This is a genomic window from Pseudarthrobacter sp. NPDC092419 (assembly GCF_044755045.1).
GTDB lineage: Bacteria > Actinomycetota > Actinomycetes > Actinomycetales > Micrococcaceae > Arthrobacter.
This window is the reverse complement of sequence record NZ_JBIVQF010000001.1, coordinates 393,464-413,854: the sequence shown is the minus strand read 5'-3', so window position 1 is coordinate 413,854 and position 20,391 is coordinate 393,464. Positions and strand designations below refer to the sequence as shown.

Genomic DNA, 20,391 nt, shown 5'->3' with positions numbered 1-20,391 from the left:
CCTAGGGAGGCAGGTTGACCGCGGGCTGTTGCCTGAGTGAACCATACGTGAACGTTCCGTGCGCAGACCCCAGGTACCGAGCCAGCAACCTGCCGTTCACCAGCGGTTATACCGGTGCTGCTAGGTTCGCGGCATCCCACTGCTACGCACCAGGAGATGCCCTCATGACCCCTCGAACCCACCTGGCCCCTGCCCTCCAAAGGGGCACCGCAGCCGCGGTGACCGCGGTGCTGCTGGCCGCCGTCGTCCCCGGCACGGCCACCGCCGCTGACCGCACGCCGCCGGCGCAGGCCGAACCCCAGTCCCAGCGCACCGTGGACATCCAGATCCTCGGCCTGAACGAAACCCACGGCCAGCTCACCCCGCTCAAGCGCTCGGGCCGCCTGGCCGGGGGAGCGGCCGCGCTCGCCGCCTATCTCAAGGCAGAGGAAGCGGAGAACCCGCGGACCCTGATCCTGGACTCGGGCGACTTCATGCAGGGCCCGGCCATCTCCTCCTACTTCGAGGGCGCCTCCACCGTGGACATCTTCAACGCGATCGGCGTGGATGCGGCCGCCGTGGGCAACCACGAGTTCGACTGGGGCCAGGACGCCTTCGCCGAACGAGTGGAGCAGGCCGACTTCCCGTTCATCGCGGCCAACATCGTCGACGACGCCACAGGAGCCGCCCCAGCCGGCGTCAGCCCCTACGTCATCGAGGAACTGGACGGTGTCAAGGTGGGCGTCATCGGCGTCGCAAACCCTGACACCAAGAACGTCACCCTCCCCGCCGCCACCGAGGGCCTGAGCTTCCTGGACCTGAACCAGACGGCGGCGGCGGTCAACGATGCCGTGGCGGAACTCCGCGAACGCCACGTGGAAACCATCGTGGTCAGCGCCCACCAGGGCCTGGAAACAGCCTCCACCGGCGCGCTCGCGGACCTGGTGGGACAGCTTTCCGGCGAGGTGGACCTGGTCCTTGGCGGACACATTCCGCTCGAATACAACACCGTCATCAACGGAATTCCCGTGGTCCAGCCCTACGGCAACACCCGTGGCTACGCGGATGTCACCCTTACCGTGGACCGCGCCACGAAGGACGTAGTGGGCACCGGCATCGAGCTGGATGCCACCTGGACGGACGCCATCGCCCCGGACCCGGCGGTGAAGGCGATCGTGGACGGCTACCAGGCTCAGCTGGGCGAAGAGCTCGGCAAGAGCGTGGGGGAGGCGGCCACGTCCATCACGCGCGGCTCCAGCCGCGGCGTCGAGTCGGAGATGGGCAACTTCGTCACCGACAGCATGCGCTCCTACATTGACGGGGTGGACTTCGCCTTCACCAACGCCGGCGGCCTGCGCGCGGACATTGACGCCGGGCCCATCACGCTCGAAGAGGTCTACGCCGTCCTGCCGTTCAACAACACGCTGGTCACCATGGACCTCACCGGAGCCCAGGTGCGCAAGGTACTGGAGGAAGGCGCCTTCAGCCAGTACGGCACCGTCCAGGTCTCCGGACTGAAGTGGGCGTACGACGCCGGCGCACCCTTCGGCGCCCGGGTCACCTCCGTCACCCTCCCGGATGGGACCCCGCTGGATCCGGGTGCCACCTACCGCGTGGCCACGAACAACTTCATGGCCACCGGCGGCGACCAGTTCACCACCTTCACCCAGGGCGCCGGCACCGTGGACACCGGCATCAACCTGGTGGACACCGTGGTGCACTACCTGGAGCACCACTCACCGGTTGATCCGCAGATCGAAGGGCGCCTGGCCGTGCAGTAGCCGGCCCCAACCCGCCCAGCCACGAAAACGACGCCGGGACCCGCCATATCTGGCGGGTCCCGGCGTCGTGCGTTGCGTGGTTAGGCGTGTGCCTTGTGGCCCTTGGTGAGGACCAGCGCCAGGCCGACCATGCCGATGCCCAGGAGCAGGTGCAGGATGTTGTCGAACAGGTTCAACGGGACGAAGTTGCCGGCCGAATCCTGGGGAACCACCAGGCCGTAGACGAACAGGACCAGGTAGATCACGCCGCCGTAGAGCAGGAACGAACGGGCGCCGCCGGCGGTCTTGGCCAGGACGAGGCCGGCAACGCCGAACAGCAGGTGGACCGCGTTGTGGAGCACGGACACCTGGAAGAGGCCCAGCAGCATGGCCTCGGAGTGCGCCCCTGCGAAGTGCAGCTGCTCGAAGTTGCCGGTAATGCCCGGGACGAAGCCCAGGACGCCGACCAGCAGGAATACGGCGCCTACTGCCATGGACGCTTTCTGGACGTTGGTGCGGACTGCCGTGCCGGTGCTGGTGTGTGTAGCCATGATGTTCTCCTGAATGCGGTATGGATTCATGGATCAGCAGAACGCTTGCTGCCGACCCAAAGGGTTATGCAAGCTATTCGGCTGCTGCCGCAGGTCGGATGGGTGACCTGGGAAAACTTTTGGGCCATTGGGCCCTGCCGGCGGCCTGCAGCCGGGAGTAGCCTCCCCTCATACAAAGGAGTTGTCATGAAGCGTTTTCCCGTTCTTCTCTGTACCGCAGCCTCGATGGTCCTGGCCGCGGCCCCGGCCGGGGCGGCCCCGAACATTTACCACACCATCTCGTCGACGCATGGCTCCGCAACGGTGACCAGCACCAGCGGCTGCGAGCAGACCGAAGTCTTTGTCTCCTCCAGTGTGGCGATGTACGCCAGCCAGCCCGGGCCCGTCAACAAGCAGGGACTCAGTGCCGTGTTTGTGCGCGTCACGGACATCTGCGCCGCTCCGGCCGGTGTGGTCACTGCAGCTGCGGGCGGCGGTACGGTCCTGTTCCAGGCCGAAGGCCAGAACATGGCGCCGCTGGTGGTTGACCCGCGGCTGAACACCGCCTCCATCAGTACCGGCATGGCCGGCACGGATGGCGAGGGCAACCCCGTGACCATCAGCCTTTCGGCAACGTGGACCGCCACCGGTCCACTGGAGCACGATACCGTCCATACCCACAGCAACTACCCGGATGAAGGCACCGTCAACGCAACGGACAACAACCTGCGCCGGGCCGCCGCTGCCGACGTGGCGGTCTCAGTTGACGGCATGACGGCCGCGGGCACGGATCCCAACGCTGTGCTGGAACAGGTGAAGTCACGGTGCATTGAAGTCGCCCGTCCCGGGGTGGAGGGGTTCTTCCCCTGCTTCGGATTCCCCGGCTGACTGGTCCCGGCCGTTGGTGCCATCTCGCGGCGGGGGAGCGGCTACTTCCGGGGCTGGGCTTTCCGGGCGGGGGCCTTGGGCGCCTTAGGCGGCAGCGTGGAAACGTAGTCCAGCGCCTTCTCCACCCACGCGCGCGCCCGGGCCTCGTCGCCGTCGCCCTCTTCATTCCACATCTCAGGCAGTCCGGTGTACCCACCCATGGGGCGTTCCGCGGGACCGAACGGGACCGTCCGCTCGGTGGTTTCGAGCACTCGGCGGTCCTCGGCGGACAGCTTCACGCCGACGGTGGGCCCGAACAGCCCCGCAAACATGTTGCCGTTCACGAAGGCCCCCAGGTTGCCGAACATCGGTTTGACCACCACATCCGGCCGGTCCGGGACCAGGGCGCGGAAGTGTGCTTTCTCGGCGTCGGTGGCTTTGGGCATATCCATGGCGTCATCTCCCGGGGGCAGGCGTTCTTCGGATCCGGATGCAGGATATACCCGGGGCGGTCGAGGGACGCGGCGGCAGCCGTTTAGGGTGCGGCGGAAAACTCCTGTAGTCTCGAAACTGTTGTTGTGTTTATGCAGTTGGTAGTTCAGGCAGTACGCGCGGTCGAAAGTCCGCGTTCTTCTGAAGTAGCGGTTTTGAACACCCCACACCGGAGGGCCCGAAAGTCGGGACTATCCCTCCACCTTCACGAAGGACAAAAATAATGGCTACTGGTACCGTCAAATGGTTTAACGCTGAAAAGGGCTTCGGCTTCATCTCCCCGGACGACTCCTCGCAGGACGTTTTCGCGCACTACTCCGCGATCAACTCCAACGGCTTCCGCTCCCTCGAAGAGAACCAGAAGGTTTCCTTCGACACCGAGCAGGGCCCCAAGGGTCCCCAGGCCACCAACATCCAGGCTCTCTAATTTCCTAGAGTTCCGGGACCGTTAGGTTTCCACTTAAAAGCAGGACCCGCCGTTTCAACACGGCGGGTCCTGTTTTTTTTGGTGCCTGCTGCCGTTTGTCCCCGCCGAATGGACATTTCCCGCCGGGGTCCCAGGGGGAAATGTCCATCTGCTGGGGAGCCGTACTGCGGCTTACGACTGGGCGCTGAGCCGCGAGGCACTCCAGGCGGCATAGCTGCCGTCGAGTTCGACGACGTCGTACCCCGCACGCCGCAGGGCGCTGGCGGCAACCGAATTGCGCGCCCCGCTCTGGCAGTACGTCACGATGGGTCCGTCCTCGGGGAGCTGGTCCAGGTGCCACATGATGCGGCCGGCACCGAGTTGAGCAGAGCCGGGGATGTGCCCGGCGGCGTGCTCGGATCGGTTGCGGACATCCAGAAGGAGCGCGGCGTCAAACCCGTCCAGTTCCTCGGGCTGGAGCAGCCGGGGTGTGGTCATCGGCAGGCCGTCAAGGGTGGTGACGTAACCGGCCACGTTGTCGATGCCGACGCGGACCAGGTGGTCCCACATCTCCTGGGCGGCTTCCCGGCCTGGCGCCAGCAGCACCAGGGGGTTCTTGCCCTTCTCCGGGTCCACCACCCAGGCGCCGTAGCTGGCCATCTTGCCGGCGGGAATGTTCAGCGAGCGGGCCACCGTTCCCCGGTGCACCTCGCGGTTGCCGCGGGTATCGACAAACGTCAGCGTGTCCTCTTCCAAGCCCTTGACGACGGCGGCAGCGTCCAGTTCCGGCAGCGGTGCACGTTTACCCATGACGGCCGGGCCCTCACGGTTTTCGTGTTTCATGCGGGCGAAGTAGGCGTGTGCGTCGGGCTGGCCGTCGAGGAGTTCGTTGATGAAGCCCTGCTCGTCGTTGGCGGCCAGGTACGGGCCCCACCAGGCGTAGAGGCGTTCGTAGCCCACGGTGGAGGAGGGGATGGCTCCGAGGGCCTTGCCGCAGGCACTGCCGGCGCCGTGGGCGGGGTGGACCTGGACGTAGTCGGGCAGGGTGAGGAACTTATCCCGCAGGCTGGCGAAGAGCTGCTTGGCGCCTTCGAACCGGGTGTCGATGCCGCCTGCTGCCTCATCGAGCAGGTCCGGGCGGCCCAGGTCTCCGGAGAATACAAAGTCACCGGAGAGCAGGTAGCCGGGCTGGTCGCTGAACGCGCCGTCGGTCACCAGGAAGGACAGGTGCTCCGGGGTGTGCCCGGGGGTGTGCAGGGCCTTGACACTGATGTTGCCCAGGGTGATGGCGTCCCCGTCATAGAGGCGCTCGGCGTCGAACCCGTACTGCCAGTCCGGCCCGCCCTCACCGGAAACGTACATCGTGGCACCGGTAGCGGCAGCCAGCTCACGGGTCCCCGAGAGGTAATCGGCGTGGATGTGCGTCTCAGTCACCGCCACGATCTTCATGTGGTTTTTCGCGGCGAGGTCCTGGTACACGGCGATATCGCGGCGGCCGTCCACCACGATGGCCTCGCCCTTGGACTGGCAGCCGATGAAATAGCTGGCCTGCGCGAGGTCTTCGTCATAGATGCGTTCGATAAGCATGGGATCTCCTGAACTCGGTTAATAAATATCGTCTACCCCTAGGGGTATCTTGAAAAGAGGGCGTGCCGGTGCTTTTCCTGAGATCACGATGAGGGGCCGTGCCGGTTGAGTTGTTGCACTCTGCCATGGCAGCGGCCGCCTTGCTCAATACCCCACCGAGTATCCTATATACCCCAGGGGGTAGGCAAAACACCCCTCTGGGTATACGATGGTGGGGTACGAATTCTGGAAATGGGAGATCGCCGTGCAACTGGACACAACTGAACTGACCCCGGTGGTCAACCGGCTCAAGCGCGCGCAGGGGCAGCTTGCTGCCGTAACGCGCATGCTGGAAGAGGGGCGCGACTGCAAGGACATCGTCACGCAGCTCGCCGCCGTGTCCAAGGCGCTGGACCGCGCAGGCTTCGCCATTATCGCCAGCGGCCTGGAGCAGTGCATCGTCCAGGAGGACGCCAGCCTGGACCGCAAGGACCTGGAGAAGCTCTTCCTCTCCCTGGCCTAGCAGCCGCGCGGCCGCTAGTGCAGGCCCATCGCCTCTCGCACTTCGTTGAGGATGTGGTGCATAGCCTGTTCGGCCACCACGGTGTCGCCCGCTGCCACGGCTGCCGCCACGTCCTCGTGCGCCTGCAGCGCCTCGTTCCGTGGCTTGAACGGCATAAGCCCCTGCTGCGTCCGGCTGGTCAGGACTTCCGCCACCATGCCCTCGAGCGCCTGGAACATTTCGTTGCCGCAGCTGCGCAGCAGCAGCTGGTGAAACTCAATGTCGGCCGCCAGGAATCCCTTGAGGTCCCCTGCTTCGCCGAGCCGCCGCAGGTCCGCTGCCAGGGCCAGCAGTTGGTGGCGTTCGGTGGACGTCGCCCGCCGCGCCGCACCTGCCGCCGCAATGGGTTCGACGGCGATACGCAGCTCGGTCAGGCTGCTGTACTGGATCTCGCGGCGGTTTGAGGCCAGTCGCCAGCGCACCAGCTTGGGGTCGAAGACGTTCCAGAACCTGCGCTCCTGCACCACAATCCCCACCCGCCGGCGCGAGTAGACCAAGTTCATGGATTCCAGGACCTTCATGGTGTCCCGTGCGACGGTGCGGGAAATCCCGTAATCCTGCTGCAGCCCCTCAAGGGTGAGTCGGCTGCCCGGCGGAAGCTCAGCCGAAGCGATCGCTATCCCCACCGCTTCGAGGACGCGCTCATGCATCGCGGGTGAGGACCCGCCGTCGTCCGCGTTGTCTGCGCCCTGTACTGTCGCCGTCGACATCTTCCCGCTCTCTCTTCCGCGCCGCAGCGCCCCTACAGGATAGCGAAGATCTGTAAAGGTATGACTTGTGACACGAAAAGATAGTATCTTTGCTTTCAAAAGGTGATACCTTATGGCGTAGCCCACTCCACGGCGGGCCCACACCGAGCTTCTTCCAAAGCCAACGACGTCTTCTCCGGAGGTATGACATGCAGCAACCCACGCACCTCGTGGTGATGGGCGTGGCCGGGTCCGGCAAAACCACCCTGGCGGCCGCGCTTTCAAAGCGGCTGGGCTGGACCTGCGCGGAGGCGGACGAGTTCCACCCGCAGCAGAACATCGACAAGATGCGCCGGGGAATCCCGCTTGAAGATGCCGACCGGTGGCCTTGGCTGGCCGAAATCCGGGACTGGATGACAACCCAGGCCCGCGCCGGGGCCAGCACCGTCCTCACCTGTTCGGCGCTGAAGCAAAGCTACCGGCAGCTGCTTTCCGCGGCCGAGGGGCGCGTCGTGTTCCTCCACCTGGAGGGCGGCGCGGACCTGATCAGCCAACGCATGCAGGGCCGCGAAGGCCACTTCATGCCGCCGGCGCTGCTTCCCAGCCAGCTCGCCACCCTTGAGCCGCTGACCGGGGAAGAGCTCCGCGCAGGCAGCCTCCGCCTCGATATCGCACGCTCGCCGGAGGAGCTGGCTGCCGCCGTCGTGGAGGCCCTGGGCCTCTCCGCCCAATAGGCGCCCGGCACCCCTGAACCGACCGAAAAAACCACCCAAAATATCTGTTTCAAAGGAGAACCATGACCATCGAAGGATGGACCCAGACGCTGGGAGCAGGTCCGCTGCTGCTCATCGCCGCAGCCGCGATCGTCGTCCTGCTGTTCCTCATCATCAAGCTGCGCGTCCACGCCCTGATCGCGCTGATCCTCGTCAGCCTCGCCACGGCCTTCGCCACCGGCATCCCTGCAGGCCAGGTGGTCCCGGTACTGCTGAACGGCTTCGGCACCACGCTGGGCACGGTTGCCCTCCTGGTCGGCCTCGGCGCGATGCTCGGCCGCATCGTGGAGACCAGCGGCGGCGCCAAGGTGCTGGCCGAATACCTGATTGGCGTCTTCGGCGAAAAGCGCGCACCGTTCGCGCTGGGCCTTGCCTCGTTGATCTTTGGCTTCCCGATTTTCTTCGACGCCGGCCTGGTGGTCATGCTGCCTGTGGTCTTCGCCGTGGCACGCCGCATGGGCGGGGGAGTGCTGCGCTATGGCCTGCCTGCCGCCGGCGCATTCTCCGTGACCCACATCTTCCTTCCGCCGCACCCCGGCCCGGTTGCCGCCTCCGCATTCTTTGACGCCAACATCGGCCTGGTCCTGATCGTCGGCATCATCGTGGCCGTCCCCACCTGGTACGTCACCTGCTACCTGTACGGCCTGTACACCGGCAAGAAGCTGGTCCTGCCCGTGCCGGAACTGCTGGGCCACGCCTCCGCAGAGGCTGAAAAGAACCCGCCGCGCTTCCGCACCATTGTTGGCCTGCTCCTGCTGCCGCTGGGCCTGATCTTCCTCAACACCGGCCTGAACACCCTTGCCGCGTCCGGCGTGCTCGCCGAAGGCACCAAGGACCAGCAGTGGTACCAGATCCTGCGCACCATCGGTGAAACGCCTGTTGCCCTGCTGATCGCGGTCCTGGTGGCCATGTTCGTTCTGGGCGCCAAGCGCGGCAAGGACGCCGGGGCGCTGGAGAAGCTGCTCGAGTCCTCCCTGGGCCCTGTCTGCTCCGTCATCCTGATCACCGGTGCCGGCGGCATGTTCGGCGGCGTCCTGCGCACCTCCGGCATTGGAGCGGCGCTGGCCGACGTCCTGGGCGACCTCGGCATCCCGCTGATCCTGGCCGGCTTCCTGATCTCCTCCATCCTGCGCATCGCCCAGGGTTCAGCCACCGTGGCGCTGACCACCACGGCCGGCCTGATCGCCCCCGCCGTTGCCGCCGCCGGAATGAACGGCATGCAGCTGGCCACCCTGGTCATCGCCGTTGCCGCCGGTTCCGTGGTGGTCTCGCACGTGAACGACTCCGGCTTCTGGCTGGTGGGCCGCTTCTTCGGCATGGACGTCAAGACCACGCTGAAGACCTGGACCGTGATGGAGACCCTGATCGGCGTGATGGGCTTCGGCATCGCCGCGGTCATCTTCATGGTGGCGGGCGTCGCCGGCTGACCCCCACCCAACTGAGTAGCGCCAAGTGCCGTTTTGGACCCCCAAAACGGCACTTGGCGCTACCTACTTGGGGGGGGCGGGGTGACCCGCGGGAACACCTGGCGCGCCGCCGTCGTTGTTTCCTATTGTGTGCCTGAAGCGGGCGCCGCAAGCCAACCAAAGGACACCCCTTGCCCCAACGCACCATTGTGATCACCGGCGCCAGCGACGGCCTCGGCGCGGCAGCCGCCCGGACGCTGGCCGGGGCAGGCGAGCGGGTGGTCGTCGTCGGCCGTTCCGCGGAGAAGACCCGCGCGCTCGCCAAGGAACTGGACGCGGACTATTTCGTGGCCGACTTCGCCGAACTCGCCCAGGTGCGCGACCTCGCCGCCCGGCTGAAGTCCGACTACCCGCGCATCCACGTCCTGGCCAACAACGCCGGTGGCATCATGGGCACCCACACGCTCACCGTGGACGGCAACGAATCCACCTTCCAAATCAACCACCTGGCGCCGTTCCTGCTGACCACGCTGCTGATGGATACGCTCGTTGCCAGCGATGCCAAGGTCATCAACACGGCGAGCATGGCCAACGGATTCGGCAAACTGGACCTGTTCGACCTCAACTCCGAACACAGCTATTCCACCAACCGCGCCTACGGCACCGCGAAACTGGCCAACATCCTGTTCACGTCGGAGCTGCACCGCCGCTTCCATGACCGGGGAATTACGACGGCGGCATTCCACCCGGGCGTGGTGCGCACCAACTTTGCGGCGGAGTCCAGCAGCTGGTTCCGGCACGCGTACAAGACCCTCCTGAACCGCTTCATGCTCACCCCTGACCAGGGCGCGGACACCCTGCTGTGGCTGATCAACGGCACTCCCGGCACCGACTGGGTATCCGGCGCCTACTACGCCAAGCGGGCCATCGCCAAAGCCAACCCCCAGGCCTACGACGCCGGCCTGGCGCAGGGCCTGTGGGAGAAGAGCGAAGAGCTGACCGCCGCCTGACCCTCCCGCGCACGCCTGCCCCCCCCCGCGTCAGGCGTGCGCGTTGTTGGCCAGCGCCTCTCCTATGATCCGTGCGCCTTCGGGGTAGGCGGCCGGGTTCGGGCCCGAATAATTGAGCCGGATGTACGGGCCGGCGGGTTCGGCCGGGAACCATTCCGTGCCGGCGGCGATGACCACGCCGGCGTCCTCGCAGTCCCGGGTCAGCTGTGGCAGGTCTGTCCCGTCGGGCAGCCGCAGCCACAGGTTCAGGCCGCCTTTGGGCAGCAGTTCCAGATGGGCCTGGGGCACGTGCTCGGCGATGCTGGCTGCCAGCAGGTCCCGGCGCGACTGCAGCTGATGGCGCAGGCTGCGCAGGTGGGTCTGCCACCCGGGCTGCGTCACCACGTCCAGCGCGGCCGCCTGCAGCAGCCCGCTGACGTACATCGATTCGGCCGCGCGCTGGGCCAGGATGCGTTCGCGCGCCGGGCCCCGGGCCATGACCGCAGCAATCCGGATGGCGGGGGACACACTCTTGGTCAGGGAGCGGATGTACACCACGTGCCCTGAATCGTCGCGGCTTGCCACCGGAACGGGGTCGGAGGTGATGCCGAAATCGTGGGCCCAGTCGTCCTCCACCAGGAAGGCGCCATGGGTCCGGACCACGTCCAGCACCTCTTCGCCGCGTCCTGGAGCCCACTGCGCGCCGGTGGGGTTGGCGTAGTTGGGTTGTGCGTAAAACACCCGGGCGCCCGTTTCCTCGAACGCGCGGGCCAACACCGCCGGCTCCGGCCCTTCCGGTCCGCTGGGCACCGGAACCACCCGTACCCCGGTCTGGGCGGCGGCCAGGATGGCGCCCCAGTAGGTGGGCGACTCGAGCAGGACCGGCTGCCCCGCCCCGGCCAGCGCCCGGAAGATGGAGCTGAGCCCGCTTTGGCTTCCGGGAAGAACGATCACGTCGCTGGGCGTCGGGGGAGTGGTGCCTGCAGGAGTCACGGAACCGAGTTCGTGGGCGAACCAGGCCTGCAGTTCCGGCAGTCCGGCCGCCGGCGGCCGCGACAGGGCAGCATCGCCCCTCGCTGCCCGCGTGAGTGCCGCCCGCACCAGCCGCTCGGGCAGCAACTCCCGGTCGGGATAGCCGGAATGGAAACTGATGGCATCGTTGGGCACGTTCCGCATGGTGCCCGACGCCGCCGGCAGCAGCGACTGCGGTGCCCGCAGTGCGGCGGTCTGCCAGCCGTAATCGGCTGGCTTCACCGTCCGCGCGGCACGCACGAAGGTTCCGACGCCGGGACGCCCCTCCACGAGTCCCTGCGCCGTGAGCGTCTGCAGGGCTTTTTGCACCGTCACGGGGCTGGCCCGGTATTCTGCGACCAGCTGGCGTGTGGAGGGCAGCCGTGCGCCTGGTGCGGCACGGCTGATCCATTCCTTGAGTGCCAGAACGATCCGAGAACTGCTATCGTTATTCATGAAGAACAATAGTAGCGCTACTGCTCCTGAGGAGACAGCGGTACCGCGCCGGACAGGCCCCGCAGGCAGCTTTCCCAACGGGGCCGGCGGGTCCGGCCCGGCTTCCTCCCCAGCTGCCGGTGTCTGGTGGGGACTGCTCGGCGTCATGGCCTTCTCTTTCACTGTTCCCTTTACCCGGGTTGCCGTAGCCGGCCTGTCTCCGCTGTTCATCGGCTCAGGACGGGCTGTGATCGCCGCAGCGCTCGCGGCCGCAGCCCTCCTCCTGGCCCGGCAGCGGCTCCCGCGCCCCAGGCTCTGGGGGCGGCTCGCGCTGGTGTCCGGCGGCGTCGTCGTCGGCTTTCCGATACTCACGTCCTACGCCCTCACCGCGGTTCCCGCCAGCCATGGCGCTGTGGTGATCGCCCTGCTCCCCGCCGCCACTGCTACTGCCGCCGTGCTGCGCACCGGGGAGCGCCCCCGGCCCGCGTTCTGGGCGGTGGCGGCGCTCGGGTCCCTGGCGGCTCTGGGGTTCGCGTTCATGCAGTCGGGCGGCATCGGCCCCCTTCACTGGGCGGACCTGCTGCTCCTCGCCGCGGTGGGGTCGGCCGCCGTCGGGTATGCCGAGGGCGGCCTGCTGGCCCGTGAAATCGGCTCGTGGCAGACCATTGCATGGGCGCTCGTACTGGCCGCCCCGGCGATGCTGGCGCTGGCCGCATTTACCGTGGCGGACCAGCCGCCGGCCGCTACTGTGGCACAGTGGGCGGCATTCGGATACCTTGCCGTCGTCAGCATGTTCCTGGGGTTCTTCGCCTGGTACCGGGGGCTGGCCATCGGCCCGATCGCGCAGGTCAGCCAGGTGCAGCTGGTCCAGCCCGTCCTCAGCATCTGCTGGGCGGCGCTGCTCCTCGGCGAAGCGCTCACGTGGACCACCGTGCTGGGCGGACTCGCCGTGATGGGATGCGCCGGCGCAGCGGTGCGGGTCCGGTCCCGCCGGCCCGCCTGACGTTGAATCCACCCGCCGAAAGGATCCCCGTGTACATTCCCGCCCACTTCGCCCCAAGCCCGGCCACGGTCCGGGACCTCCTGACGCACCCCGGCGCCGCCAACCTGGTGACCATGACCGACGCCGGACTCCTGGCCACCCTGGTGCCGTTCGTCTATGAGCCGCCCGGGGACGAGGGCGCCGGGGCGGACGCGGGGGACGGCTACGGTTCCCTCCAAGGACACCTCGCGCGGAACAATCCCCAGTGGTCCTGCGCCCCGGCCGGAGAAGCGCTCGTCATCATCCAGGGCCCCGATGCCTACATTTCGCCCTCCTGGTATGCCTCGAAAGCAGAGCACGGCCGGGTGGTGCCCACCTGGAACTACACCACCGTGCATGTGTACGGCCGGCTGGTGGTGCACGAGGCCCCGGCCTGGCTTGCCTGCCACGTCCGCCGCCTCACCGGCCTGCACGAAGACGGCCGGGAACACCCGTGGTCCGTCGACGACGCCCCTGCGCCGTTCATCGGCGGCCAGCTGCGCGCCATCGTAGGAGTGGAGCTGCTCATTACGCGGATCGAGGCGAAGGAGAAGCACAGCCAGAACAGGTCCGACGACGACGCGCGGGGCGTCGCGGCCGGCCTCCGCGCCGAGGGGCTGGGGGCGTCCGCTGCCGCCGTAGAGCGGGTCCGGCACCCGCGATAAAACGCCCGACGACGGGACGTCGCGTTATGTTCATCACTCGCCGCGCCGTCTTGCAGGGTTTCCCCAAAGCGCGGGCCCATACTTGTCTTGAACGGCTTCAGCCGTCCCCCGGCCAGGCAGGAGGAAGTGCGTGGAAACCCTGAAAAAAATCGTGACCAATCAGTATTTTCCTGCTGCCGCAGTACTGGGTGCCGTGCTCATTTACTGGACCGTGGGCTTGCTGGGCGGCCTATCCCTGCTGCACAACAACCAGCCGCCCCTGACCACCCTCACGTGGCTGTTGTTCGTTTACGCGTCGGCTGCGCTGACCCCGCTGGCCGGGGCACTCGCCCTTGTGGACCTCGTGCGGCGCTGGCGCCGCAACCGGGTCGCTGCTCAGGACCACGCATGGCAGGCGGAAGTGTCTGCCGAAGGGCCGGTCGCCGCCGAAGCGCCAGCCGTGGAGGCTCCGCGTCCCGGGCCCCGCATCCGGAATCCGCACATCCCAGAGCCCGCGCCGAAGACCCCCGGCGGTAAGAAGGCGGTCACCAAGAAGACCGCCACTAAAAAGTCAAGCTCCAGGAAGGCCGCCTGACCCGTCCGCGCCCGAGGGTTGCCAACCCTCGGAGCTACCAGGCTGCTTCCACCCGGTTCCTGCCCGCTGCCTTCGCTGAGTAGAGGGCCGTGTCCGCTTCTCCCAGCAACATGTCGGCGTCCACGGCGTGTCCGGCGCCGAACATTGAGATCCCTGCACTGAGGCGCAATTCGCCGGAGGGGTCGCCGTGGTGCTCGATCTTCAGCTTCCGCACAGCCTCCAGCGCCCGCTCCAGCAGCACCCTCGCCTCAGCAATGCCCTGGCGCGGCAACACCAGCAGGAACTCCTCGCCCCCGAACCTGTAGACGCCGTCGCTCTTGCGCACCTGGCCCAGCAGCGCCGCTGCTACGTTCCGGAGCGCAAGGTCGCCGGCCTGGTGGCCGTAGATGTCGTTGTAGCTCTTGAAATTGTCCACGTCGCACATGGCAACGCTGTACTCCTCGCCATACCGGGCACTGCGGGCATGGAGCTGCTCCAGGTCCTCGGACAGCTTGAGGCGGTTGTACAACCCGGTCAACGGATCGGTCCGGGCCTGCCGGGAGAGCACTTTACGGTAGTGCGCCAGGTCGGCGTGCAGCGTGGTCACGCGGACCGCCACCAGCAGCCGGGCGCGCAGCACGAACGGGTCCAGCGGTTTGGTGACGTAATCGTCCGCTCCCGCCTCCAGTCCGGCCAGCATGTCCTCCCGTGAATCCTGGGAGGTGAGCAGCACGATGTACGTATAGAGGTCGGTTTCACTGGCTCGGATGGCCCGGCACAGGGCCAGCCCGTCCATGCCGGGCATCATCCGGTCCGTCACCACCGCGTCCGGCCGGTGGGCCAGGAAGAGCTTCCAGGCCTCGTCACCGTCAGCGGCGGCCAGGCATTCGTGTCCGGCGCGTTCGACGGCGGCGCGGGCCACCAGCAGCGACCCCGGATCGTCGTCTGCCACCAGCACTTTCACTGCGCCACCTCCTTATCCAGCGCGTCGTTCGCCCGCTGCAGTTCTGCCTCCAGCCGGGGGAGGAGAGCGGCGGCTGCCGTGAGACTGCCGCTGCGGCCCATCCCTTCGAGCTCCGAACAGAGCGCCGCAACGGCGCCTGCCCCAATGTTGCCCGCTGAACCCTTCAAGGCGTGGGCGGCCTCCACGAGGGCCGGACCGCCGCCAGCGTGGACTGCAGACCGAAGCGCCGCCAGACGGGCCGGAACGCTGTCCCGGAAGGCCGCCGCGGCAGCGGCAAACAGGTCCTGTCCGTTCCCTCCCAGGTTGCGCAGCATCGCCAGCCGGTCCGGGTCCAGTGCGGGGCGGATTCCGACGCCGGTGCGTCCGCCCCCGGTGACCGCCAGCGGCTGCGGCTGCGGTTCGGGAATCCAACGGGACAGCACCGCCTCCAAGGCTGCCGGGTCGACCGGCTTTGCGAGGTAGTCGTCCATGCCGGCGGCCAGGCAGCGCTCCTTGTCCCCGTCGAGGGCCCCGGCCGTCATCGCGATGATGGGCAGCACGGCACCGCTGCCGCCGCGGTCCCGGATCCTCCGGGTGGCCTCGAAGCCATCCAGCACCGGCATGTGGCAGTCCATCAGCACTGCGGCGTAATTGGCGGACTTGGTGGCGGTGACGGCCCGGGCGCCGTCCGGCACCACGTCCACCAGGTAGCCCAGCCTGCTGGCCATGGCGCGGGCCACGAGCTGGTTCACCTCGTTGTCCTCCACCACCAGGATGCGCCCGCGGTGCGATCCGGCAGCGGTTGCACCGGCTGGCTGTGGAGCGGAGGATGCTTCCGGTGCAGGAACCTCCGGGCCACGCGTGGACATGAGGCGGACCAGCCGGTCGTAGAACTCGGAGCTGCGGACCGGCTTCATCAGCCACTCACGGACACCCGCGGCGGCAATTTCACCGGCGTCCACCTGCATCGTGGAAGTGAGCATCATGAGCTCGATGTCCGCCAGCCCAGGCGTAGCCTTCATCCGGCGGGCCAGTTCCAGCCCGTCGGTGTCCGGCATGCAGAAGTCCAGGACGGCAAGGTCGAAGGGAGTCCCTGCCTTTCCCGCCTCGGTTGCCCGCGCAAGGGCCGAACGGGCATCCGGCGCAGCCTCAGGCTGCAGCCCCCAGCCCCGCAACTGGGATTCGAGCACCAGCCTGTTGGTGGCATTGTCGTCCACCACCAATACGCGCAGGCCGTTGAGGAAACCTGCCGCGGGAACCGGATCCGTGGAGATCGGGGCCACCCGCAGCGGCAGCCGGAACCAGAAGGTGCTGCCCTGGTCCGGTGCGCTCTTAACGCCGATCTCGCCCTCCATGGCCTCGGTGAGCCGGCGGCAGATGGCAAGGCCCAGGCCCGTGCCCCCGTACCGCCGTGTGGTGGACGCGTCGGCCTGGGAAAATGACTCGAACAGCCGGGTGTGCTGCGCGGGTTCGATGCCTATCCCCGTATCCCGCACCTCGAAACAGACCGGAACGCTTGTCTCTGGAACGTCGCCGGGAGTTTCGCACCGCACCCGGATGGAAACCTCCCCGGATGCCGTGAACTTCACAGCGTTGGACGCGAGGTTCAGGAGGATCTGCCGGATCCTGCCGGCATCTCCCAGCAGCCTGGCCGGCACGTCCGGCTCGCAGTAGGCGATAAGTTCCAGGCGCTTCGCCTGCGCCTGTTCGGCCAACAGGCCCGCCACCTCCTCGATGAGCGCCCGCGGGTCGAAGGGCCGGACGTCGAGGTCAACCTTCCCCGCCTCCAGCTTGGAGAAGTCCAGGATGTCGTTGATGAGGGCCAGCAGCGCTTCGCCCGCACCCTTGACGCCCTCTGCGTACTGCTTCTGGGTCTGGTCCAGCCGGGTTTCCAGGAGGAGGGAGGTCAGACCCACGACGCCGTTCATGGGAGTGCGGATCTCATGGCTCATGGTGGCCAGGAACTCTGATTTCAGTCGGCTCGATTCCAGCGCTTCCCTCCGCGCTGCCTCGAGTTCCGTTGTCCGGGCCGCCACCTCCTCCTCGAGCCCGCTGGTGAGAGTGATGTTCTCGAAGATGATCAGCACCTGGCGTATAAACACGGCCCCCAGGACGGCCGCGGAAACAGCCAGCAGGAAGGGCTCCAGTTCGTGCAGATGCGGCCCGGTAAACAGGATGATGGCCAGCAGGAGCGGCGCGTAGGGCAGCAGCTCCAGGGCCAGCGTGTACCCGCGCCGTTCGGCTTCCGCGTTCTCGGCGTAAGGTGCCATGGGCGCCAGTGCGATCAGGAGGAACGCAACGATCCAGCCCAAGGCGAGGGGCGACCCCGTGGTGCCCGTGACGCCGTCGAACGTGAGGCGGATGTAGATGCTGTCCGTAACTGAAAGCACCACCAACCCGCCGCCGAAGAACAGCCAGGGCAGCCGCTCGCCCGGCCTCCGCCGCATCCCGAGGACCAGGACCAGGGACGTGATCACCAAGTCCGCCACCGGGTAGGCCATGCCGGTGAACCGCGCCAGCGGATCACCCTCCGCGCTGTACGCAGGGCCGAGCGCGGTGTACCAGCTGACCACCAGCACCGAGCCTGCGATTACGGCCGCATCCATCACCGCCCGGTACAGGGCCACCGGATTGCCTGGCCGGCGTTTGAAAGCGAAAAGCGCGACGACGGCCGGAACCGAGTACCCGATGAAGCCGACGTCGGCGAGCGATGGGAAGGGATAGGCGTGATTGTAGGCGAGGCCATAGTACGCGTAGACGGCCATGCCGGCGGCCCACCAGAAAACGGCCATCGCCATGAGGGCCCAGGCCCTGGCGTTGGGGCCGCCGCGCCTGGCGGCCTTCGCGCAGCTCGCACCGGCCAGCAAGGACGCCGCAAGGATGAGGAAATCCCCCATGACGAGCGCCGGCGCGCTTCCGTTGTTTGCCGCGAAGAAGATCCCCAGCGCGGTCAGAACCGCAGCCGTCAGCGCGGCCGGCACCAGGATCCGGCCCCTGCCGGCGGCGGGCCAGGCCCGTCCTTCCTGATCGCTTCCGGACTCCACCGCGGCCATCCCTACCCCTCCTTCAGTGTGCGGAGGACCTTTTCGGCGTGGCTCAAGGCGAGGGTCAGACGGCTTTCCGGCTCCGGCCGGGAGAACAGGTAGCCCTGCATCGAATCGCATTCCAGGGCAGCCAGGTACTGCGCCTGCTCAACGGTCTCAATGCCCTCGGCTGTGACCGTCAGGCCCAGGCTGTGCGCCATGTTGATCATGGAGCTGAGAATGGGCAGCCGCTCACGTCCGGTGCGGATCATGGATACAAAAGACTTGTCGATCTTAACCGTGTCCACGGGAAGGTCCTGCAGCCGCCCCAGCGACGAATAACCGGTGCCGAAATCGTCCAGGGCGACGCGCGCGCCGGCCTCCCGGAGGGTGCTGAGCTGTTTGACCAGGCTGCAGTCGGCGTCGAAGAACACGCTTTCGGTGACTTCGATCACCAGCTGGTACGGCGCGACGCCGCTGGCCTCCGCCAGTCGAAGCACCTGCTCGGCGAAGTCGTGCTCCTGCAACTGCACGCCTGACACGTTAACGGCGAGGGACCGCGACGGATCGCCGGTAAGCCAGCCTGCGATGCGCCGCATGGCCAGCCCCATCACCTCCATGCCTATGCCGCCGATCAGTCCGGTCCGCTCAGCGAGCGGAATGAAGACTGAGGGCGGCACCCGGCCGCCCTCGCTGTCCCACCGAGCCAGCGCCTCGACCTTCACCACCTGACCCCGCTGGTAGGACACGATCGGCTGGAACTCTATCGAGATTTCGCCGTGCTCTGCGGCCCGGACCAGGCCAGACTCCATGGCGGTGCGCTGCATCAGCTTGGTCATCATGTCCGGCTGGAACCGGAGGAAGCGGTTCTTCCCCGCCGCTTTGGCCGCATACATGGCGATGTCCGCCCGGCGAAGCAGCTCCGAGGCGTTCTGGTCCTCGGAGGTCAGGGACGCAAGCCCCAGGCTCAGGCTGGGGCGCAGAACCTTCCCTCCCGCGGTCAGGGGGACGCGCAGGCAGCGCACCATGCACGTGGCAATCTCGTCCGCATTGGGGCACGCGGTCAGCAGCACCACGAACTCGTCGCCGCCCAGCCGGGCCACCACGTCCGCCGTCGGCGCGCAGCCGCGGAGCCGGCGGGCCACCTCGATGAGCATGTCGTCGCCCGCCTGGTGGCCGAGGACGTCATTGACCTCCTTGAAGTCGTCAAGGTCCAGGAGCAGGACGTCCACGGATTTGAGCCGGGGCGACCTCACGGCCTCGCCGAGGGCATCATTGAACACGGCCCGGTTGGCCAAGCCGGTCAGCGGATCCCGGAATGCCATGCCGCGGAGTTTCTCGGTCTGTGCCGCGAGGTCCGCCATGGCCCGGTGAGCCTGTTCCTGCGCCTGGCGGCGCTCGGTCACGTCCTGGAAGCTCCAGATCCTGCCGACGATCCCGTCGCCGGAACGGTGTGGCCGGGAATACCGTTCGATGGTCCGGCCGTCCTTGAATTCGAGAACGTCGTGGCTCTCCGCTGCCGGATCGGCCTCCAGTTCACCCAGCTTGGCCATGAACTGCCGGGGATCGGATAGCTGGTCCAGGATCAGGGGCATGACTTCGTGCTGGGTGCTCACCGTTATGGCCTGCGTGCCGTCCAGTAGATCTGCCGGTATGGCCCACATCGCCAGGAACTTGTCGTTGTACCCGGCGATGTTCCAATCGGAGTCCACCACCAGGATTCCGTCCGCGGTGGACTCGAGGGTTGCCGCCAGGAGGGACATGGCCTCGCGGCGATGGTCGGCGGACTTGTGGTGGGCCGTGCCGCGGACCGAGAGGAGCAGCTGGCCGGCGTCTGAGCGCTGCCGGCCGGCCCCGGGCAGGAACGAGGCGGCCAGTTCTGCCGGAAACTCGGTGCCGCCGCGGTCCACGCAGTACGTCTGCACCGGTTCCGGGTGTTCCTCCGGGTGCACCAGGAGCCGGCGGAACAGCTTGCGGATGTCCTCCCGGAAGTCGCCCGCCAGCAGCGAGCGGTGGTCCAGGCCCGCAAGGTCCTGCACAGCCATTCCGAACAGTCTGCCGGCAGGGGCATTGGCGGCGGCCACGGTCCCGTCAGCGGCGACGACCAACAGCGCATCGGGGCTGAGGTCCAGCACGGCTTCCAGCGCTTGCGCCATATGAACTTGTCCCTGCATCGGGTCGTTCATGAGACCACCCCCTTGGTCATCATAAAGTCTTCCTTACACAAAAACGCCGCCCCTTTTGAAGGAAGACGGCGCTTTGCTGGAAGAGTTGCTATACCCTGCGGTGGCTCCGGTTGGTAATGGCACCGTACACAAGAAGCACGATCACGGAACCGAGAATAGCAAGCAGCCATGTGCGGATGTCGAAGAACTCGGCGAGCCCGCCGCCGAAAATCAGCGAGCCGATCCAGCCGCCCAGGATAGCCCCGACGACGCCCAGGATCATCGTCACGATCCAGCCCCCGCCCTGGCGTCCCGGGAGGACGGCCTTTGCAATGGCTCCGGCAATCAGGCCCAAAATGAGAAATCCGAGAATACCCATGTTGTCACTCCTTTATCAGTAAGTTGTGCCGTGCCCCCATTTCCGGTTCCATCATTCAATCAGCGTGCTTACTGCACTTCAAGACTTCAAATATCACGGGATGACTGTCAATTTCAGGGTTTCCGGGTTTCGGCTGCCGGATTTCCCAGGTTTGCCCCGCTGGGAGCCGCGGGCGCG

19 protein-coding genes are annotated in these 20,391 nt (G+C 67.1%); 10 read left to right on the top strand and 9 right to left on the bottom strand.

Annotated features, from left to right (window positions below; genetic code table 11):
- The first annotated feature begins 164 nt into the window (after positions 1 to 164).
- Positions 165 to 1,760 carry a bifunctional metallophosphatase/5'-nucleotidase gene (locus ACIQC0_RS01875; RefSeq protein WP_400532314.1) on the top strand — a complete coding sequence of 532 codons (1,596 nt, stop codon included), beginning with the start codon at positions 165 to 167 and terminating at the stop codon, positions 1,758 to 1,760.
- Between the two features lie 80 nt (positions 1,761 to 1,840).
- Here ACIQC0_RS01875 and ACIQC0_RS01870 read toward each other — a convergent pair whose 3' ends face one another.
- Entirely contained in the window at positions 1,841 to 2,290 is a 450-nt protein-coding gene (locus tag ACIQC0_RS01870) for a DUF4383 domain-containing protein (RefSeq protein WP_377215216.1), read from the bottom strand.
- Positions 2,291 to 2,476: 186 nt separating this feature from the next.
- On the opposite strand from ACIQC0_RS01870, the gene ACIQC0_RS01865 reads away from it, so the two are divergent.
- Positions 2,477 to 3,157, top strand: a complete 681-nt coding sequence (locus ACIQC0_RS01865; RefSeq protein ID WP_400532313.1) for a hypothetical protein — start codon at positions 2,477 to 2,479, stop codon at positions 3,155 to 3,157.
- 41 nt (positions 3,158 to 3,198) lie between these two features.
- Here the strand turns inward: ACIQC0_RS01865 and ACIQC0_RS01860 are convergent, their stop codons facing one another.
- On the bottom strand, positions 3,199 to 3,588 hold the full coding sequence (locus ACIQC0_RS01860; RefSeq protein ID WP_377215218.1) for a TfoX/Sxy family protein: 390 nt from the start codon (positions 3,586 to 3,588) through the stop codon (positions 3,199 to 3,201).
- Positions 3,589 to 3,851: 263 nt separating this feature from the next.
- Between ACIQC0_RS01860 and ACIQC0_RS01855 the strand changes: the two genes are divergently transcribed.
- Complete coding sequence (locus tag ACIQC0_RS01855) at positions 3,852 to 4,055, top strand: cold-shock protein (RefSeq protein ID WP_009372930.1); 204 nt, start codon at positions 3,852 to 3,854, stop codon at positions 4,053 to 4,055.
- A gap of 171 nt (positions 4,056 to 4,226) precedes the next feature.
- On the opposite strand, the gene ACIQC0_RS01850 is transcribed toward ACIQC0_RS01855, so the two are convergent.
- A complete protein-coding gene (locus ACIQC0_RS01850) occupies positions 4,227 to 5,621 on the bottom strand; it encodes a rhodanese-like domain-containing protein (RefSeq protein WP_400532312.1) in 1,395 nt (464 codons plus the stop codon).
- Positions 5,622 to 5,865: 244 nt separating this feature from the next.
- Here ACIQC0_RS01850 and ACIQC0_RS01845 point away from each other — a divergent pair, with 244 nt between their 5' ends.
- Complete coding sequence (locus tag ACIQC0_RS01845; protein WP_377215220.1) at positions 5,866 to 6,123, top strand: metal-sensitive transcriptional regulator; 258 nt, start codon at positions 5,866 to 5,868, stop codon at positions 6,121 to 6,123.
- 14 nt (positions 6,124 to 6,137) lie between these two features.
- Here ACIQC0_RS01845 and ACIQC0_RS01840 read toward each other — a convergent pair whose 3' ends face one another.
- Positions 6,138 to 6,872 carry a FadR/GntR family transcriptional regulator gene (locus ACIQC0_RS01840; RefSeq protein WP_400532311.1) on the bottom strand — a complete coding sequence of 245 codons (735 nt, stop codon included), beginning with the start codon at positions 6,870 to 6,872 and terminating at the stop codon, positions 6,138 to 6,140.
- A 188-nt stretch (positions 6,873 to 7,060) separates the two neighbouring features.
- Here ACIQC0_RS01840 and ACIQC0_RS01835 point away from each other — a divergent pair, with 188 nt between their 5' ends.
- The 3 genes from ACIQC0_RS01835 (at position 7,061) to ACIQC0_RS01825 (ending at position 10,040) form a co-directional block, all read left to right on the top strand.
- Positions 7,061 to 7,585 (top strand): gluconokinase, encoded by a 525-nt coding sequence (locus ACIQC0_RS01835; RefSeq protein WP_377215222.1) that lies wholly within the window; start codon positions 7,061 to 7,063, stop codon positions 7,583 to 7,585.
- A 62-nt stretch (positions 7,586 to 7,647) separates the two neighbouring features.
- Positions 7,648 to 9,051 (top strand): GntP family permease, encoded by a 1,404-nt coding sequence (locus tag ACIQC0_RS01830; RefSeq protein WP_400532310.1) that lies wholly within the window; start codon positions 7,648 to 7,650, stop codon positions 9,049 to 9,051.
- Positions 9,052 to 9,221: 170 nt separating this feature from the next.
- A complete protein-coding gene (locus ACIQC0_RS01825; RefSeq protein ID WP_400532309.1) occupies positions 9,222 to 10,040 on the top strand; it encodes an SDR family NAD(P)-dependent oxidoreductase in 819 nt (272 codons plus the stop codon).
- A gap of 30 nt (positions 10,041 to 10,070) precedes the next feature.
- On the opposite strand, the gene ACIQC0_RS01820 is transcribed toward ACIQC0_RS01825, so the two are convergent.
- Positions 10,071 to 11,486 carry a PLP-dependent aminotransferase family protein gene (locus tag ACIQC0_RS01820; protein ID WP_400532308.1) on the bottom strand — a complete coding sequence of 472 codons (1,416 nt, stop codon included), beginning with the start codon at positions 11,484 to 11,486 and terminating at the stop codon, positions 10,071 to 10,073.
- Here ACIQC0_RS01820 and ACIQC0_RS01815 point away from each other — a divergent pair.
- From ACIQC0_RS01815 to ACIQC0_RS01805, 3 genes are all read left to right on the top strand, one after another.
- Positions 11,485 to 12,468 (top strand): DMT family transporter, encoded by a 984-nt coding sequence (locus tag ACIQC0_RS01815; RefSeq protein ID WP_400532307.1) that lies wholly within the window; start codon positions 11,485 to 11,487, stop codon positions 12,466 to 12,468. The genes ACIQC0_RS01820 and ACIQC0_RS01815 overlap by 2 nt on opposite strands.
- Before the next feature lie 29 nt (positions 12,469 to 12,497).
- A complete protein-coding gene (locus ACIQC0_RS01810) occupies positions 12,498 to 13,151 on the top strand; it encodes an FMN-binding negative transcriptional regulator (RefSeq protein ID WP_400532306.1) in 654 nt (217 codons plus the stop codon).
- A gap of 130 nt (positions 13,152 to 13,281) precedes the next feature.
- Entirely contained in the window at positions 13,282 to 13,725 is a 444-nt protein-coding gene (locus tag ACIQC0_RS01805) for a hypothetical protein (protein ID WP_400532305.1), read from the top strand.
- A 34-nt stretch (positions 13,726 to 13,759) separates the two neighbouring features.
- Here ACIQC0_RS01805 and ACIQC0_RS01800 read toward each other — a convergent pair whose 3' ends face one another.
- The 4 genes from ACIQC0_RS01800 to ACIQC0_RS01785 form a co-directional block, all read right to left on the bottom strand.
- A complete protein-coding gene (locus tag ACIQC0_RS01800; RefSeq protein ID WP_400532304.1) occupies positions 13,760 to 14,668 on the bottom strand; it encodes a diguanylate cyclase in 909 nt (302 codons plus the stop codon).
- Positions 14,665 to 17,700 carry a response regulator gene (locus ACIQC0_RS01795; protein WP_400532303.1) on the bottom strand — a complete coding sequence of 1,012 codons (3,036 nt, stop codon included), beginning with the start codon at positions 17,698 to 17,700 and terminating at the stop codon, positions 14,665 to 14,667. The genes ACIQC0_RS01800 and ACIQC0_RS01795 overlap by 4 nt, the downstream gene beginning before the upstream one ends.
- Before the next feature lie 2 nt (positions 17,701 to 17,702).
- Positions 17,703 to 19,826, bottom strand: a complete 2,124-nt coding sequence (locus ACIQC0_RS01790) for a putative bifunctional diguanylate cyclase/phosphodiesterase (protein WP_400532302.1) — start codon at positions 19,824 to 19,826, stop codon at positions 17,703 to 17,705.
- 118 nt (positions 19,827 to 19,944) lie between these two features.
- Entirely contained in the window at positions 19,945 to 20,214 is a 270-nt protein-coding gene (locus ACIQC0_RS01785) for a GlsB/YeaQ/YmgE family stress response membrane protein (RefSeq protein WP_377215232.1), read from the bottom strand.
- Between the last annotated feature and the right edge of the window lie 177 nt (positions 20,215 to 20,391).